The sequence below is a fragment of the Ruegeria sp. EL01 genome (assembly GCF_900313035.1).
In the GTDB taxonomy this organism is placed as follows: domain Bacteria; phylum Pseudomonadota; class Alphaproteobacteria; order Rhodobacterales; family Rhodobacteraceae; genus Ruegeria.
Genome location: NZ_OMPS01000048.1, coordinates 103,349 through 119,947, shown reverse-complemented (window position 1 = coordinate 119,947; position 16,599 = coordinate 103,349). Strand labels below are relative to the sequence as shown.

The 16,599-nt window shown below is 55.8% G+C and carries 12 protein-coding genes and 1 tRNA gene; 7 read left to right on the top strand and 6 right to left on the bottom strand.

What is annotated here, in order from left to right:
- Positions 1 to 9: 9 nt before the first annotated feature.
- Positions 10 to 1,122 (bottom strand): SPOR domain-containing protein, encoded by a 1,113-nt coding sequence (locus D9K61_RS24700; RefSeq protein ID WP_120635868.1) that lies wholly within the window; start codon positions 1,120 to 1,122, stop codon positions 10 to 12.
- A gap of 202 nt (positions 1,123 to 1,324) precedes the next feature.
- Between D9K61_RS24700 and D9K61_RS24695 the strand changes: the two genes are divergently transcribed.
- Together D9K61_RS24695 and D9K61_RS24690 are read left to right on the top strand one after the other, a co-directional pair.
- Positions 1,325 to 1,414: transfer RNA gene (locus D9K61_RS24695), tRNA-Ser, on the top strand.
- 417 nt (positions 1,415 to 1,831) lie between these two features.
- Complete coding sequence (locus D9K61_RS24690; RefSeq protein WP_120635867.1) at positions 1,832 to 4,657, top strand: hypothetical protein; 2,826 nt, start codon at positions 1,832 to 1,834, stop codon at positions 4,655 to 4,657.
- Here the strand turns inward: D9K61_RS24690 and D9K61_RS24685 are convergent.
- The 4 genes from D9K61_RS24685 to D9K61_RS24670 all read right to left on the bottom strand — a co-directional run bounded on the left by D9K61_RS24685 (position 4,654) and on the right by D9K61_RS24670 (position 9,798).
- Positions 4,654 to 6,087, bottom strand: a complete 1,434-nt coding sequence (locus D9K61_RS24685; RefSeq protein WP_174235124.1) for a phosphatidic acid phosphatase — start codon at positions 6,085 to 6,087, stop codon at positions 4,654 to 4,656. The genes D9K61_RS24690 and D9K61_RS24685 overlap by 4 nt on opposite strands.
- A 98-nt stretch (positions 6,088 to 6,185) precedes the next feature.
- A complete protein-coding gene (locus D9K61_RS24680; protein WP_120635866.1) occupies positions 6,186 to 7,967 on the bottom strand; it encodes a tetratricopeptide repeat protein in 1,782 nt (593 codons plus the stop codon).
- Between the two features lie 418 nt (positions 7,968 to 8,385).
- A complete protein-coding gene (locus D9K61_RS24675) occupies positions 8,386 to 9,096 on the bottom strand; it encodes an aspartate/glutamate racemase family protein (protein ID WP_120635865.1) in 711 nt (236 codons plus the stop codon).
- Positions 9,097 to 9,099: 3 nt separating this feature from the next.
- Positions 9,100 to 9,798 (bottom strand): GntR family transcriptional regulator, encoded by a 699-nt coding sequence (locus D9K61_RS24670; protein WP_120636180.1) that lies wholly within the window; start codon positions 9,796 to 9,798, stop codon positions 9,100 to 9,102.
- 110 nt (positions 9,799 to 9,908) lie between these two features.
- Between D9K61_RS24670 and D9K61_RS24665 the strand changes: the two genes are divergently transcribed.
- Positions 9,909 to 11,603, top strand: a complete 1,695-nt coding sequence (locus tag D9K61_RS24665) for a thiamine pyrophosphate-binding protein (RefSeq protein WP_120635864.1) — start codon at positions 9,909 to 9,911, stop codon at positions 11,601 to 11,603.
- Here D9K61_RS24665 and D9K61_RS24660 read toward each other — a convergent pair.
- Positions 11,564 to 12,484 (bottom strand): LysR family transcriptional regulator, encoded by a 921-nt coding sequence (locus tag D9K61_RS24660; protein WP_120635863.1) that lies wholly within the window; start codon positions 12,482 to 12,484, stop codon positions 11,564 to 11,566. The genes D9K61_RS24665 and D9K61_RS24660 overlap by 40 nt on opposite strands.
- A gap of 98 nt (positions 12,485 to 12,582) precedes the next feature.
- Between D9K61_RS24660 and D9K61_RS24655 the strand changes: the two genes are divergently transcribed.
- The 4 genes from D9K61_RS24655 (at position 12,583) to D9K61_RS24640 (ending at position 16,595) form a co-directional block, all read left to right on the top strand.
- Entirely contained in the window at positions 12,583 to 13,716 is a 1,134-nt protein-coding gene (locus D9K61_RS24655; RefSeq protein ID WP_120635862.1) for an enolase C-terminal domain-like protein, read from the top strand.
- Positions 13,713 to 14,963, top strand: coding sequence for an FAD-binding oxidoreductase (locus tag D9K61_RS24650; protein ID WP_120635861.1), 1,251 nt, complete (start codon positions 13,713 to 13,715; stop codon positions 14,961 to 14,963). The genes D9K61_RS24655 and D9K61_RS24650 overlap by 4 nt, the downstream gene beginning before the upstream one ends.
- 51 nt (positions 14,964 to 15,014) lie before the next feature.
- On the top strand, positions 15,015 to 15,992 hold the full coding sequence (locus D9K61_RS24645; protein WP_120636179.1) for a TRAP transporter substrate-binding protein: 978 nt from the start codon (positions 15,015 to 15,017) through the stop codon (positions 15,990 to 15,992).
- A 69-nt stretch (positions 15,993 to 16,061) separates the two neighbouring features.
- Positions 16,062 to 16,595 carry a TRAP transporter small permease gene (locus D9K61_RS24640; RefSeq protein ID WP_120635860.1) on the top strand — a complete coding sequence of 178 codons (534 nt, stop codon included), beginning with the start codon at positions 16,062 to 16,064 and terminating at the stop codon, positions 16,593 to 16,595.
- The last annotated feature ends 4 nt before the right edge of the window (positions 16,596 to 16,599 follow it).

The window sequence follows — 16,599 nt, the reverse complement described above, 5'->3', positions numbered from 1 at the left end:
CCTCCTATTTCAGTTGGACACGGTGAACGCGTCGTTAAAGCCAAGAGACTTAACGTTGCTCTGGATGGCTTTGCGCTCTGTACGGGTGGCGGCAGGTCCGACCAGAACCCGCCAGACCGTTTTGTCTTCAGTCTTAAGCTCGCGCACCTCAGCAGACAAACCGCCTTTGCGGACCTTATCAGCTGCGGTGTTTGCGTTGGCCTCTACGCCAAAAGTGCCGATCTGCACGTAAGGTTTTGTCAATGGTGACGTGGTTGCAGCAGCGGCCGTCGCTGCCGCCGGGGTCGGGTCAGCGGCATCAATCGCGGCCGCGGCACCCTCGATCGGATCGAGGGGCGTTTCAGTGATTTCGTTAGGTTGTTTCTTTTGCCACCACTTGCGTTTGGCGGGTTTTTCGGTTGGCGCTGCGACTGGTGCATCCGACAACCCTGGCGATGTGGCGGCTTCGGTTGCCGCTTCGGCTGCCTCATCCGTTGCCGCGACCGCTGCACCGGCACCCGTAGCTGCCGCCGCAGGTTCTTTCTTTTGCCACCACTTCCGCTTGGCTGGTTCTTCCGGTGTCGCTTCCTGACCGGCGTCCTCCACTGACGCGGTTGCTGTTGATGCAGCTTTTTCTTCGGCGGTGTCGTCGGCTTCCGGCGTTTTTTCCGCAGGGGGTGGTGTTTCTTCGACGACCTCACGGCGTAAGGCCACCACATTCACTTTGGTCGGAGAACCGGCCAGCATCCCCAGTTTTGCAGCCGCCGCAGATGAGACCTGCAGTGCAGGACCGGGCAAGTCGCGCTCGCGCCGGAACAAAGCGCCCGTCACAGTCTTGTTGTTGGACGTGTTCTTGATGACGACGCGTTCGGGCTGGGTGACATCGGGATGTGCAACCCAGATTCCCCCCAGGGACGGCCTACCATCCCACAGTCCGGCTTCGGTTACCTCAAAAACATCAGGGGCCTCGACATCACGCTTAGATCCGCTGGCTACCTGCGGCAACAGCTCGGTCTTACCGGCGCTTTCTTCGGGTTTCTCAGTTGATCCCAGTGTTTCTTCACACCCGGATAGCACTGCAAAAGTCAAAGCCAGATACGCCAGCCGTTTCGGCCCTGCGCGTGTCTTGGTCGCTCGCTTCATCTTTTCATCCCTTGCCTGATGGGACCTCGTTTTCCGAGCCCCGCCGCCGGTCGGCTGGTTCTGCGCGCCAGCCTGTTACGGTCTTTCGCACAGATCATAACGCGGGTCATGTGTCATGGAAAGACTGCTGCACATGCTTCGGCAAGATTTCCCGATTTCGACTTGCCTCTGATTTAAGTTCGCCTTAGACCCAGCCTCACGCGGGGAGGTGGCAGAGTGGTCGAATGCGGCGGTCTTGAAAACCGTTGAACGTGAGAGCGTTCCCAGGGTTCGAATCCCTGTCTCCCCGCCACTCGTATTTGTATAACTTCGGCTATGTCGTCTGACTGGGAATTGTGTTGCAATTTCCGTGGGTTGGAGCGCCTATCGCGAAACATAGGCCAACCAAGTTGCACAAATGAAGCCAAGATCGTTTCTAAATATCAACGGTGAGTTCGTTCTTGGAGGCTGATAGCTGGCAGTCCACAGGGATAGTTCGAGACGCCGTTCAGATATCGGTGGTTCTGCGCGCGAGCACCCAAAATCGTTTAACAGTTCCAACGTATTATGCCGGTCCAACCCACTGTTGGGAGATCATATGGAGAGGTATTCGGTCATGTTCGTGGCTGGTCACAAACTGACGAGAGCTTCGCCTTCTATCGAGAGAGAGGAAACTCAGCTACAATGAAGTCAATGTGTTTTTTTTCCTGTAGTTTTCTGGAGAACCATATTGTCAAAAAATCTTGTTGTCGAAAATCCCGAGTGGCCATCCGCACCCTATAACGAATACGCCAAAGGTCAGTACAAACGCTGGCTCACGTTCGAGAAACAGTTTCCGCAGACGGGCCGCCCATCGCGACGTGTTTCGCATATCGGTGTTCCATATTCAGCAGTTATCGAAGGAGTGGTTGAGGTTACGGCGGACCTGCTCGGGAAGGTAGCTGCGAACTATTTGCGCCATTTGCAAAAGTTCTTGGAAGAATACAACGGCGTCGACAAGGGGTTGGATCTGCCAGAGTCGTGGGAACGCGCACTGTTCCCGTCACGCCCTTCGTTATTTCTGGAAAACTACATTCAATGGCTACCTGTCTGGCCAGCAGTTGGAAAAAACTATGGGCAAAAGCCAGAGTTCATTGGGTCATGGAACTTATCTCGTGACACCAAAACCCACGACCTCCCCGCCACGATTATTCTAACCGCCGCCGAGGGCGAGCAGAGAGAAAACAAATTTGATGTTTTTTCCTACAGCGTAGGTCTTCGTGTGCCGATGGTGGTTGAGTGGTGCGATGAAGGTTTGAAAGTAACGATACGCACTCTGACAGCAGAGCTGCCATTGCCAGGATACACGAGTTTTTCGGAACAGTTCTTTTCGTTGAAAGAGGACAACCGCGAAACTTATGCGAGCGTAGTCCATGGTTTCACCAGCAGCGTAAAACTGGGACGGTTCGATGCGGAAATTGCATCCTCGTCGGGGACAAGTGAGGAGACTGTTGTTGTCGAAGAAATTTGGCCCCGCATCGTTTCAGAGGAATCCTTGATCCGGCAAGACTTTCTGTTTTCCTTGCGGTCAAAGGCCCGGGCAAGCAAGCCCCGCGCAGGTACTTCGTTGGGTTTTCTGGTGCAATCGGAAGTCTCTGGCTTGGACACGACGGGTCCCGGTGTCAATTTGATCATTAGCGGCACGACAAAACACGAGCTGGTAACGCATGCGGCGCACAATGCCGGTGTTTTTGTTCAAACGCCGTCGGGTTGGCATGATGCAAGTGATCCCCCAGCGCTGTACGATTGGACACTGAGACGTCCGCCGCGCGATGATACGACATTGGAAGAGTACTTGATAGATTGTCCGGTGCCCGAAAAACTAGAGGGTGATGGGTTTGAAATTCGCCTGTGTCCGAAACTAGTTCCCGAAGACAGGCCTGCGGCATCAAGCGGTAAAAAAGTAAAAACAATTCCGCCTGCCGAATTGGGCGATATCCCCCCGCGCAGCAACGAGTTTGCCGCGCTCAACGCTTATTGCAACGCGGCTGATTTCTTCGAAATGTTGTCTGCCTTTGGAGTTACGCCGGATGGTTTTGTCATTCATGCACAAAAAGATATCGGGATTTTTTATCGCGCAGGCATAACGCCTGGGCCTGGCGGCGGTGGCCGTACGATAAACGCCCAAGTCAAATATGATCCGCCACAACAACCTGAAATCGGGGCGGAGAAACCGACAATCGAGATGAACCTGGCGTTGGCGAACCTGAATCGCTGGGACAGACCGGTACAGCCTGATGGTCGTCGCAAATGGGCCGAACCGCTTGGGATAGCATCAAGCGGACGCTGGATGCTTCACGAGTTTTCGCATTACCTGCTGGCCGCTCGTATAGGGCAACTGGAATTTGATTTTTGCCACAGTCCCGGCGACGGCATGGCTGCGGTCGCTTTTGATCCCATCTCACGCCTCGCCGACACACGTGATGGCGTGGCGAGTTCGTTTCGCGGCGTGACTTACCCCTTTGTGTTCTCGACACGTCGCCACGATCGAACACCGCTGCTGGGGTGGGCCTGGTATGGAACCTTAAATCGTTCCGTGCTTGAGACAGAGCCTTCCGTAGGATTTCGGTTCAAATCATATTTGACCGAGCAAATCTTATCTTCGACGCTATTTCGCCTGTATCGCGCCTTGGGCGGCGACACGGACGTAATGGGGAACCCGGGGCAGGGGGCAGACCAGAAGGTGCGTGAACGCGCCTCGTTCGTGACGTTGTATCTGCTGGTTCGGGCGATTGACGGATTTGCTCAATCACCTTCGATGGCTGAATTTCTTCAAACAGGTATGCAGGAAGCTGATGTCGGAACGTTGTCCCCATTGCCAATCGTCGACTATCGCTTTGGCGGCGCTCAGCAGGTGGATTGGCGCGGCGGGTTGGCAAATAAAGTGGTTCGCTGGGCTTTTGAAGCACAAGGTATGTTCCCGCCCGATCCAGCCAAACCACATAATGGCATAGGTGTGCCGCCAGAAGTAGACATCTATGTCGCTGACAAGCGTCCGGAAACGGAAGACACCTCTGTTGGACCGGTTGAATACGGGCCAGGCAGTTATCGTCCGGTTTCGCTGGATTGGGGGGCGGACCCACTGTGGTTGATGGTGGATACTCTTATCGTTGGAAATCGGGGCAGTGTGGAGGCACAGAATGTCGAGCTGAGGGTATGGATCGGAGAACTGAGCGGCGATCCGTCAATGCCAGGCTGGGACGAAAACCCAAACAATTTGAGTTGGAAGAACAAGGTCTTTTCGTTGCCGCTAGGAGATATTGCGCCGGGGGCATCAATCCCAAAGAACACTGGCGACCTGGATCAAGACGTGCAGAACGCGATGGCCACAAGCAACGCGGTATTGTTGTTCGAAATTAGTTGCGCAGACGATCATGCCAATACCGACCCCGCGAAAGGGCTTCCGGTCGCACTTGAGGTAGAGGCAGGTAACGTCACACCTAACTTGCCTGCTACACCCCGCGCGCTGACCGATCTGGTGGCCACCGATAACAATCTGGGTCTGTGGCGCGGTTAGGGACCGGGCGCTGGAACGACCTGAACATCCACATCGGCCCAACCTGCTGGCCACTCGCTTTTGGCGTGCGATAGGATCGTGTGAACCGTCGGGCAGATGATGTCGTTCGCCATGATGTCTGACCAGATATTCGATGCAAGATGGCGCGACGCGGAAGAGTCGCTGGGGTAATGCACGCCTATGCGTTCGCGGTTGACCGCAATTCTGTTCGCAATTTGCAACAGCGGAGAGTGAATGTCGTTCACCGCTTGCATCATATAGCTAAGGTCGGGCTTACCAAGCAGATCTCCGTTGCCCGGATTGGGACCAACCTGCACGCCGTAGCGGAATGCGATTCCCGGGATCTCCAGCAAAAGCAGAGAGATGAAGTAAGCCAGGAAGGAGTGCCCGCTGGGGAAGGCCGGATGCGCTGGCGGCCCGAACGGCACTGTCAGCCCCGGCATCAATATCGACGGGCGCACGCGCTCATAGTGTGCTTTGTAGGACATATAGGCGACGTTCCCGACCGCCAATCCAAGGTCAATCAGTTTGAGCGTATAGGGGTGATCAAAAGAGTTCGCGCCAAGGAAGTGTATCAGATAGGCAGGCAGACCATCAGCCTGCACATCGCATTCTACGAGGTAGCTCGCGCGATCATCCTCCATGTAATACTTAAGCGTTTCGAGTTCGACTTGAATGGTTGCGAAGGCAGCTTCGGACTTGGCCTTCTTCTGCGCATCCGTGTTGCTGTTATCCAGAACATATCGCCAGGCCAGATCAGCGCCTGTTACCCATGTCTCGGTGCCAGGGCCTTGTCCACCGCCAGCCTGATCATTGAAGAAGTCTGGATGCCATTTTTTCCATTGCCCGGCAAACTCAAGGGCTGCGAGTGTGGCCGGTTCGGACCGATCCGCAGCGCGAAGCCACTCCGTCAGGTGGTCATCAAAGGGTAGTGTCCAGAACCGCAGCGCAGGATCCCAGTCTTCGGTGGTCCAGGCCAGAACTGGTGCCTTTCCCTCGTCCTGATAGGGGCTGATCATGAACTCCAGCGGGAATGGCGGGACGCCCGCGTTATCCGGTGTGAAGTTCAGCGACCAGGGCAGCAATGCCAACTCAATTGGCGTCGCATAGTAGCTTCTTACAAAACCTATGCCGCCATCCGCGCCGACGGGTATTGCGCCTTCGCCATTCCCCAGCCCCAAGCCAAGACCATTGCCCAATCCAAGACCATTGCCCAGCCCGAGTCCGTTGCCCAGACCAAGCCCGTTGCCCAACCCGAGACCAAGCCCATTGCCCAACCCGAGACTATTGCCAAGACCAAGCCCGTTACCAAGCCCAAGGCCAAGCCCGAGTCCCAGTCCTTGAGAAGAGCCCAATCCCAGACCCAGGCCCAGCCCTTGGCTGGCCCCAAGACCGTTTGCAGCACCTGAACGCGAACCACTAGATGTCATAATCAATAAACCCCTCTGTCGACTTTTCGGCATGTCAGCCGGTAAATTGTTAAATAAACCCCTTCTTAGAAATGATAGCTTGTATTGAACTGCACCAATTAACAGCCTTCTCGAACATGGACCGGTGGTAATCCGGCTGCTATCAAACCTTGCTCCAATTGCTCCAATGCGGCCGGTGCTTGTATGGGATACCATGCCACAAAATCCCGAACCGAGAAACCAGGATCCTGCTCCATGAGTTTCTGAGCGACCTCTCGCGCTTCGACCAGGTTCCCGTTATTTCCCAACGAGGCGGCGAGCAGGCGCAATCCAGCCACAAAATTTGGTTTTCTTCTATTGGCCCGCTTTAGCTGCGTAATTGCCTGTTCGTAGTCTCCTGCAACAAACTCAATTAGCCCTGCGGCTGTCTGATAGAAAAAGTTCAAAGGATCATAAGGTGTCAGCCGCCAGACGTTCAACAAACGATCCCGCGCTTCTTCGTAACTACCCAAATACGCAAGATTTGTAGCGCTGAGACCCCAGGCCACAGGAAGGTTCTCGTTCAACTGCAACGCTTCGTCCAGCAATTCCACCGCGTCTTTTGGGGATTGTTCATGGAGGCCAAGTATGTGCGCGCGAACTGCGAGGTTAAGTGCATCCTCCGGATCAAGGTTGAGCGCCTGGCGGGCGCATTGAATGGCAAGGTTGCGGTCGTCGGCAATGTTCTTGGAAGCGCCTTCTGCCATGACAAAGTTAAGGCACCAGGCAAGGTAAGCATGCGCCTGAGCATATCCGGGATCGAGCTGTACCGCTTTCGTTAGATAGTCTCGCGCCCGCAGGTAGCTTTCGCCGTTTGCCAGGTAGAGCTCCGACAATGCACGTAATACGCAGTCGTAGGCATCGAGGTTCTCTGTAGCGCGTGTTCCCAGATTAGACGTTTCTGCGTTGAGCACCTTGGGTTCCAGCGTCGCAACAATGCTGGATACGATTTGATCCTGGAACGAAAAAATATCCTCGGAAACACCGTCAAATCGTTCGCGCCAGATAGCGCGATCGCGATCAACGTCAACCAGTTCGGTATTGATGCGCAATACCGCACCCTGTCGGCGAATAGAGCCGTTGAGTAAATATTTCACTCCAAGCGCCGATGCGATTTCTTTGGAGTTTTTGTCACCTTCGGAAAACTGCAGGGTAGAATTGCGAGCGACAACAAACATGGCTCGGCTACGTGACACACCCGTGATGATATCCTCGGTAATCCCTTCCCCAAAATATCGTTGGTCTTCATCACCAGAAACTTCAAACGGGAGAACGGCCAGGGTCGGACGTGTTGACCAATTCGCATGCGGACGCACCAGCCCGCGTTCATCAGCTTGTTCTTCCACCGCGTAGACACGAATAGGAAAGTCGATGTTCTTCAATTGAGGTGCGCCGAGACCACGGAAAGTCAGGCCGGGTTGCGTGCGGATAATGTCGCGCACCGATTGTGTAACCACAACCGAACCCGGTGCCGCCAATTGGTGAATCCTTGACGTGACAACGACCCCGTCTGACTGGATCGTTTCACCATCATCCAATACGTCGTCGACATTGATGCTTATACGCAATCGCATACCAGCGTGAGATTTGCGTTTGCCCCGCATTGAGCGTTGAACATCAAGCGCCCAGTTGATTGCGGTGCGAACACTGGGGAATTCAATTAAAGCTGCGTCACCGGCTTCGTTAATAACACGGCCGGAAGCAGTTTCCACCGTAGGGTAAATGATCTGCTGGCGAAGCGTCGTCCACGCTTGCACGGTTCCTTCCAAATCTTCGCGAATGCGACGCGAGTAGTTGGCTACATCGGCAAAGGCAATAACGGCAATACGCAATGTGAGTTCGTTGTCTTTAGACCCTACCATTCAAAAAATAACCTTTTGAGACTTCTGGTTTACCATAATTGCGTGGTCAGACTAGCATAGTGACAAAGTCCCAACCACATTGGCATTTTTACCTGTGCCTGAGGCGTGAAAAACAAGGTGGTGCTGAAATTGATAAATACATCATGAAATTAAGGCTGTACCAAAGCAGCCTTGATTGACAGAATCAAGTCATACGCCTCTTTGCGGTAAGAAATCTGAACTGGATAGCTTCTCGAAACAGTTGCAGGGCAGGTCGAACTCAGCTTGGCTTTGGGTGGCTGGCTGCATGTTCGTCGGAAAGCAGGGGGCTTCCGACGGTTGGCTGCTGCCCTTCGAAGCGAGCCCGAAATTGTAGTTTGGGCCTCAATTCATTCACTTTCCTGAAAGGCGTGTGTGGCGTCAGCCATGGCGAGCAGCGTCAGTACTTCGCCGGAACAAGACCGGCCTGAAACCAGCTGACAAATGTCACAATGGAAAACACTGGCAACCCCGTCGCGTGTTGAATGTCCGCAGCGTAGGGGCACATATTTGTGCATTCCAAAACTATCGCCCCAAGGTCAGGATTGTCTGATTTCAGGGCAAGCGCAGCTTCGACATTGTCAGCGCGTGCTTTGTCCACATCCAATACCATTTCGTTTCCTAGGACGGCGCGGGTGAATTCCTGTCCACCTTCGGTGGTGCCAATTGGCGTGCCTTCGGGGACCCGAGCGCTTTGCAGGTGGTCGTTGCTCAACGCACGAGCTGAAATGGTCAGAATTCCGGCACGTTGTCCGGCGGGCAAGACACGGTTTACCATTTCAACCTGCATAAGCGAGGACGTGGCAACGGGCACCGGTACAGCCTCGGTCAGCTCGGTCTGGAACAGGGACAGGAAGCCGCAATTGGTGGTAATCCCGTCCACCCCATCCTTGACCAGATCCTGAGCCGCGTCGATGAAAGCGTCCAGCATGCCTTCGGCCCGGTGACGGACCACCAGATCGGGTGAAGCATCCCGAACGATATGATAGAGCACCGGAAACGGCCATGTCAGCGCATTGCCCATGTCGCCGGGAATGCGCGGAAACTGGGCGTCCAGCATAAGGATACCAACAGATGCGCCATAGATCGATTTGCCGCCTTTTGCGATCATACCCTACGCTTCCTCGATGATACGGGCCGAGATATCGTCGGACCCTTCCATGTAGATGCTGGAGATGCCGTAACGCACGGCCTCCTGCACCTGATCCATACGCTTGGTAATATGCGCGCCCAAGACACGCGCTGCCTCATCCGCATCGCGGTTCAGGAGGGCCTGCATCACGCGCTTATGTTCGTCCTTCGAGCGTTGAACCCTATCAAGGCTCATTGAGATCCAGCGCATATAGCGAATGCGTTCGTTGATCCGTGTCAGGGTCTGCAATAGCTCGGCGTTCCCGGACAAACGGGCGATCCGAAGGTGAAATGCCTCGTCCCGACTAACGGCCTCTTGAACCGTCAGACCGGTGATGTCGATACCGGTCGCATAAAGCTCAGCTCTTAGGTCCGCCAGTTGATCATCCGTAGCTTTCCCGCAGGCCGCACGAACGGCGGCCGTTTCGATGATTTCGCGCAGTTCGAATAAGTCGAAAACGCTTTGGGCAGTCAGCGGACGGCAGAAAAAGCCCTGTCCGGGGCGAAAGTCGAACAGTCGCTCGGCAACCAATCGGTTTAGCGCCTCGCGCAGGGGGGTTCGGCTAACGCCCAGTTCTTTTGATAGCGCAACTTCGTTCAGGCGGTCGCCCGGGCGCAGGCGAAATGAGACAGCCATCGCCTTTACCTGATCATAGATATCATCAACCCGTGGACCTGCCATGAAACCCGCCTGCTTCCGTTGCGCTACAGGTGCCACAGGTCAATCTTGAAATCAATATACAAAACTGTATACAGTATTGTGTGCAGTTATTGTAAAAGGAATCGCAGGCTATGACGGGGACCAATTATCTGACGGGAGCTGAGGCTTTGGTGCGCATGCTGGAAGCCCACGGCGTGAAGCATATGTTTGGTCTGTGCGGCGATACCACATTGCCGTTCTATGATGCGCTGGCGCAGATGGATCATGGAATTCAACACATTCTGACCCGGGATGAACGTCATGCGGCCTATATGGCCGATGGATATGCCCGCGTAACCGGCAAACCAGGCGTTTGCGAAGGGCCGTCAGGGGGTGGGGCGACTTACATCCTTCCGGGGGTTATTGAAGCGAACGAAAGCTCGGTGCCAATTCTGGCAATCACCTCTGATGTGGCAACAACCAGCCGCGGAAAATACCCTTTGACCGAACTTGACCAGACCGCGTTGTTTAAGCCGCTGGCCAAGTGGAACACGTCCCTGGACGATGCCGCGCGTTTGCCTGCGATGGTGCGCGCCGCATTCCGGGCGATGACAACCGGAACACCCGGCGCGACACATTTGGCTTTGCCGTTTGACACACAGAAAGCGCCGGTGGACGAGGCCGAAATCTGGGCGGATGCACGCCATCGCAGTTATCCGGCTGAACGAGCGGGGCCTGATCCGGATGCTGTTGAGGCAGCAGCCGAGATTCTGGCGCAGGCCAAGTCTGCGGTCGTGGTATGCGGTGGCGGTCCGGTTCTGTCCGGTGCGGAAGACGCGCTGCGTCGCGTTGCGCATCTCTTGGACATGCCCGTTGCCACGACAGTGTCGGGGCAGGGGTCAATTGCCGAAACCGATCCACTGGCCTTGGGTGTTGTTGGATCAAACGGCGGAGTAGCGGCAACCCGCGCGGTTGTTGATCAGGCCGATGTCGTGTTGTTCATCGGCTGTCGCGCCGGATCCGTCACCACCGAGCGGTGGAGAAGCCCGGGTCGGAATGCCACGATCATTCACATCGACAGCGACCCGATGGTGATCGGGGCGAATTACCAGACCGAGGTGGCGATCTGCGCCGATGCGCGACTGGCGATGGAAGCTTTCGCGCACGCTTTGGAAGCCCGCAAGGATCTGCCCGGTTTGGGCGGAGCAGCCAAAGCCACTGCAGCGTGGGAGGCCAAGATGGCGGCGTTTGCCCCACTCGCCGCAAGTCGGGATACACCCATCCGGCCTGAACGTGTGATGGCGGATTTGATGGAAGTTCTGGATGACGATGCGATTGTTGTCGCTGATCCGGGAACTCCGTGCCCCTATTTCAGCGCGCATTATCGCTGGCAGAAGCCGGGGAGGCACTTCATCACCAATCGCGCGCATGGCGCTTTGGGCTATTCGCTGGGGGCCGCGATGGGCGCGCATGTCGGACGGCCTTCGGTCAAAACGTTGGCGGTGATGGGCGATGGATCCTTTGGGTTCGCCTGCGGTGAGTTTGAAACGATGGTGCGGCACAACATGCCAATCACCTCGATCGTCTTCTCAAACTCGGTGTTTGGCTGGATCAAGGCTGGGCAGAATGCCGGGTTTGGTCAGCGCTACTACAACGTCGATTTCAATCGAACCGATCATGCGGCGGTTGCCTCGGCCTTTGGTGTCAAATCCTGGACGGTGAAAGACCCCGAAGACCTGCGCAAGGTCCTGAAGCAGGCGCTGGAACATGATGGGCCGACACTGGTCGATATCCATTCTCAGCCGCTTCACGAAGCGGCGGCGCCGGTTTCGGAATGGGTGGCGTAAGACTCGATTGACGGGATCAACTGGGCCAAAAACTCCTGCGCGATGGCGGACAAGGGGCGTCCCTTGGCGGTGATGATCGCCAGGTCCAGCATCACTGCAGGTCGGAACGGTCGGGTTTGATATCCGCTTTCACCGTCGAAGGTGACGGTAAAGGGATCGATCATGGCGACACCCATGCCTTGCTTGACGAAGCTCAGCAGGTTTTCAGAGAGATGCGTATGTATCTGTGTCCGCCACGTGCGCCCTGCCGTCGTAAAGATATCGCGTGTTTTGAGGTGGGTCTGATGTTCAGGACCCATGACGATAAAGGGCTCGTCCTCGAGTATTTCAGGGGTAAGGATATCATAGGCGGCCAAGGGACTGTCTTCCGGAAAGGTCGCAAGGGTTTCGAATTGAAAAACCTGATAGTTCAGGGTGTCGTGAAGAACAGGCATTTCAATAATGCCGATCTCGAACAGACCAGAGGTCACCCATTCCTGAATTTTCGAGGAGTATTGAGATTGGAAACTGACGGACAGGTTCGGTCGTGACTTGGCAAAGCGGGCAATCTCTTGGGGCATGAAACCGAAGGACAGCAGATGTGGCGAGGCAACTTGCAACTGTCCGGGGTGTTTGTTCTGCAAGTCCGACACGGCCTGCGCCACGTGATCTAGGCCCCGAACGACCGTATCCACCTCCCGGTACAACAACTCAGCCTCGGGGGTTGGCAACAGACGCCCCTTGTTCCGCTCGAACAGTGGTAGGCGGGTTTCACGTTCCAGCTGCGCAAGCAGGTTGCTGATACCCGGTTGCGAAATACCCAGCACCGACGCCGCACCGGTCACGGTTCCGGTCTCCATGATCGCGTGAAAGGCCTGCAGCTGTCGAAACCGAAGAGACACTGTTTATCCCATCATTTTTTCTGATGAAGTATCAACAATATAGTATTTGAAATGATATGGGCGTCAAGGCAGGCTTCTTTCCACTGCTAGGAGGAAGAATGGGCGATCTGACGCAAACAATTATCGGATACGACCTGTGGCATCTGGAATTGCCGGTGACGTCCCGCCGAGATCACGGTATCGGGTCCGTCGAAGGCGTTTGCGAAGTCGTGATCCTGCGGCTTAGGTCCGAAGATGGCAGCGAAGGCTTTGGCGAGGCCTCGCCCTGGTCGGTGTTCACAGGCACGCCCGAGGCCACTTACGCTGCGCTGAATCGCTATCTGCGGCCTCTTGTGCTCGGTGCGAAAGTCGGGGACTGGGCGGCGATCATGGCGCGTGCCGTCCACGCGGTTGCACATTGCACCGAAGCCAAAGCTGCATTGGAAACGGCTTTGCTGGATCTTGCAGGCAGGATCAACGCGGTGCCGGTCTGGTCGCTTCTGGGTGGCAAGTTCCGTGACACCATCCCGCTAAGCTGTTCGATTGCCAATCCCGATTTTACTCAGGACATCGAGCTGATGGCACGGTTGCGGGACGATGGTGTTCGGATCGTCAAGCTAAAGACCGGCTTCAAAGATCATGCCTTTGACATCATGCGTCTGGAAAGTCTGGCGCAAAACTTCCCCGAGTTTTCTGTCCGCGTGGATTACAATCAGGGGCTTGCCATTGAAGAGGCACCGGCAAATGTAAGGGACGTTGCGCAGTTCACCCCCGATTTCATCGAGCAGCCCGTGCGGGCGCATCACTATGGCATGATGGCAAAGCTAAGACAGATGATCGACGTGCCACTGTTGGCCGACGAAAGCGTCTTTGGCCCAGAGGACATGGAACGCGCGGCCCGAGACGGCATCTGTGACGGCGTCTCAGTGAAAATCATGAAATCCGGAGGTCTGACACGTGGCCAAACAGTTGCCCGTATCGCCGCAGCGCACGGTCTCAGCGCTTATGGTGGCGATATGTTCGAGGCTGGCTTGGCGCATTTGGCAGGCACTCACATGATCGCCGCAACACCGGAAATTGCGCTGGGCTGTGAATTCTATCAGGCCTCTTACTTTCTGAAAGAGGACATACTAGAGGAACCATTCAACGTAAGAAGTGGTCAAGTTGTGGTCCCGGATGGGCCGGGTCTGGGGGGCAAACCAGATGCCACCAAGCTTGACCATTATGCCGTGACCAAGGCGGTGGCGGCATGAATGAAGTGAAGACAATTGCTATCATTGGTGCCGGAATTGTCGGCGTGTCGGCAGCCGTTTGGCTACAGCGGGATGGCCATGATGTAATCCTGATCGATAAGGCGGGCCCGGGCGAGGGTACCTCGCATGGCAACGGCGGCGTCTTGGCATCGTGTTCGATCGTGCCAGTGACCGTTCCGGGGCTTTTGAAGAAAGCCCCTAAAATGTTGCTCAGCCCGTCACAGCCGTTGTTTCTGAAATGGGGGTATTTGCCCAAGCTGGTCCCATGGTTAATGCGCTACCTGAGCCATGCCAACGCCTCAGACGTTGACCGCATCGCGGGAGCATTGATGCCAATCATCGGGGACAGCTTGAACGACCACAAAGCGCTTGCCGAAGGTACGATTGCCGAAAAGTGGATCGTTCCGTCGGACTATCTGTTTTTGTACGAAAACCGGGCCCATTTCGAAGGCGATGCCTTTGGATGGGACATCCGGCGCAAGCATGGTTTCCGCTGGGAAGAGCTGGAGGGCAAGGCTTTCCGCGCCTACGATCCGGTCTTTAGCGAAGATATCGGTTTCGCTGCAAAGCTGGCGGATCACGGACACATCACCGATCCGGGGCGTTACGTAAAAGATCTGGCTGCGCATGTGGAAGCAAACGGTGGCAAGATCATACGGGCCAAAGTCGACGACGTGGTTCGTGACAACGGACAAGTCACGGGGGTACGGGCCGGTGGGGAAACGATCGCGTGCGACACGGCTGTCGTCACGGCGGGTGTCTGGTCGGGCCCTCTGGCCAAACGATTAGGAGTTTCTGTTCCTCTGGAAAGCGAACGTGGTTATCATCTTGAATTGGTAGAGCCTTCTGCCATGCCGCGTAGTCCGGTCATGGTGGCCGCCGGCAAGTTTGTGGCGACGCCAATGGACGGACGCATTCGGTTGGCGGGAATTGTTGAATTTGGCGGGCTGGATGCAGCTCCATCGCGCGCGCCGTTTGAGCTGATGCGCAAGAACGCCCGGGCCGCTTTTCCCGGCGTGACATGGAAGGAGGAAGTGGAATGGATGGGGCACAGACCCGCTCCGGCTGACTCGATCCCGATTATCGGCGACGTGCCGGGTATCACAGGGGCCTATATGGGTTTTGGGCACCATCACATTGGCCTGACGGGTGGGCCGAAAACAGGACGCCTGTTGGCGCAAATGATTGCAGGCAGAACCCCGAACACGGATGTGAGCGTCTATGCGCCTTCACGTTTCACTACATAAGACAGGCCGGTGAAAAACACCGACACTTCAATATTCAATAGGGAGAAAATGATGAAAACTCTAACCAATCTGCTGGCAGCGACTGCTTTGACTGCTGCCACCGTGGCCCCGGCTCTGGCCGAAAAATGGGATATGCCGATGGCTTATTCGGCGTCGAACTTCCATTCGGCAACGGGTGCAGAATTTGCCAAATGCGTCACGACCGGCACAGGCGGTGAGATCGAAATCGTCACGCACCCATCGGGATCGTTGTTCAAAGGCGGTGATATCAAGCGCGCAATCCAGACCGGGCAGGCGCCGATTGGGGAACGTCTTCTTTCCGGCCACCAAAACGAAAACGCGCTGTTCGGATTTGATTCCATTCCGTTCCTTGCGACGTCGTTTGACGACAGCGCGAAACTTTGGGATGCTGCCAAGCCGTCGATCGAAAAGCTGTTGGCCGAGCAGAATCTGACCCTGCTTTATGCTGTGCCATGGCCACCGCAGGGGCTGTACTTCAAGAACGAGGTCAACTCGGTCGCAGATATGGCAGGCATCAAATTCCGCTCATATAACAACGCCACGTCCCGACTGGCCGAGCTGACAGGAATGCTACCGGTGACCATCGAAGCCGCCGAAATCAGTCAGGCTTTTGCGACCGGTGTTGCTGAATCGATGGTGTCGTCCGGGTCTACCGGGTATGACCGTAAGGTCTGGGAAAGCCTGAGTTATTTCTACGAAGTAGACGCGTGGCTGCCGCGCAATTACGTCATGGTCAACTCGGAAGTTTGGGCAGGTGTGTCAGACGCCAATAAGAACGTGATTCAGGCCTGCGCCTCGCTGGCTGAATACGCCGGTAACTGGCGGGCCAAGGAATACACCGGGTTTACTCTGCAAGGTTTGCGCGATGGCGGCATGACCGTTGGTCCGGCCTCTGACCAGATGGTGGGTGAGCTGAAAGAGATCGGCGTGACCATGACCAATGAATGGCTGGAAGCAGCAGGGGACGAGGGCAAAGCCATCGTCGATGCGTTCAATTCGTCGCAGTAACCATCATAATGCGGGCGGGGGCCAACCCTCTGCCCGCTGTTAATCAAAACAAACCACAGCGGGGACGGTATGGCGGTATTGCGAGGGCTTCGGTCGGTACTGGATTTCACCTATCTGGCGGCGGGTGTGCTGGCAGCGCTTAGCCTGATCGCCATTCTTCTGCTTATCGTCGTTCAAATGCTGGCCCGCTGGACCGGAGAAGTCTTCCCAGGCGCCCCGGACTATGCCGGATATGCGATGGCTGCGGCGTCGTTCCTTGCTTTTGCCAATGCGTTGAACCGCGGCAGCCATATCCGGGTGTCGATCCTGCTGAACTCTGTCCCGGACCGGGTACGCCGCATCCTTGAAATCTGGTGCTTTTCCATCGGCGCCGCCGTGATGTGGTACTTCTGTTGGTACGCCTATCGATTTGTTTATTGGAGCTGGAAGTTCAACGATATCAGCCAGGGTCAGGACAAGACTGCGCTGTGGATACCGCAATCAACCATGCTGATCGGGGCGATTATCCTTGCTATCGCGCTGACAGATCACCTGATCCATGTGCTGTTCAAGGGCGATCATCGCATCGTCCGTGATCTGGCCGATCAAAGCCACGGAGAATAGGGGC

Excerpts from the sequence above, each read along its gene's own strand:
- D9K61_RS24700 (WP_120635868.1), bottom strand. The coding sequence starts at position 1,122 with ATGAAGCGAGCGACCAAGACACGCGCAGGGCCGAAACGGCTGGCGTAT.
- D9K61_RS24685 (WP_174235124.1), bottom strand. The coding sequence starts at position 6,087 with ATGACATCTAGTGGTTCGCGTTCAGGTGCTGCAAACGGTCTTGGGGCC.
- D9K61_RS24680 (WP_120635866.1), bottom strand. The coding sequence starts at position 7,967 with ATGGTAGGGTCTAAAGACAACGAACTCACATTGCGTATTGCCGTTATT.
- D9K61_RS24675 (WP_120635865.1), bottom strand. The coding sequence starts at position 9,096 with ATGATCGCAAAAGGCGGCAAATCGATCTATGGCGCATCTGTTGGTATC.
- D9K61_RS24670 (WP_120636180.1), bottom strand. The coding sequence starts at position 9,798 with ATGGCAGGTCCACGGGTTGATGATATCTATGATCAGGTAAAGGCGATG.
- D9K61_RS24665 (WP_120635864.1), top strand. The coding sequence starts at position 9,909 with ATGACGGGGACCAATTATCTGACGGGAGCTGAGGCTTTGGTGCGCATG.
- D9K61_RS24655 (WP_120635862.1), top strand. The coding sequence starts at position 12,583 with ATGGGCGATCTGACGCAAACAATTATCGGATACGACCTGTGGCATCTG.
- D9K61_RS24650 (WP_120635861.1), top strand. The coding sequence starts at position 13,713 with ATGAATGAAGTGAAGACAATTGCTATCATTGGTGCCGGAATTGTCGGC.
- D9K61_RS24645 (WP_120636179.1), top strand. The coding sequence starts at position 15,015 with ATGAAAACTCTAACCAATCTGCTGGCAGCGACTGCTTTGACTGCTGCC.
- D9K61_RS24640 (WP_120635860.1), top strand. The coding sequence starts at position 16,062 with ATGGCGGTATTGCGAGGGCTTCGGTCGGTACTGGATTTCACCTATCTG.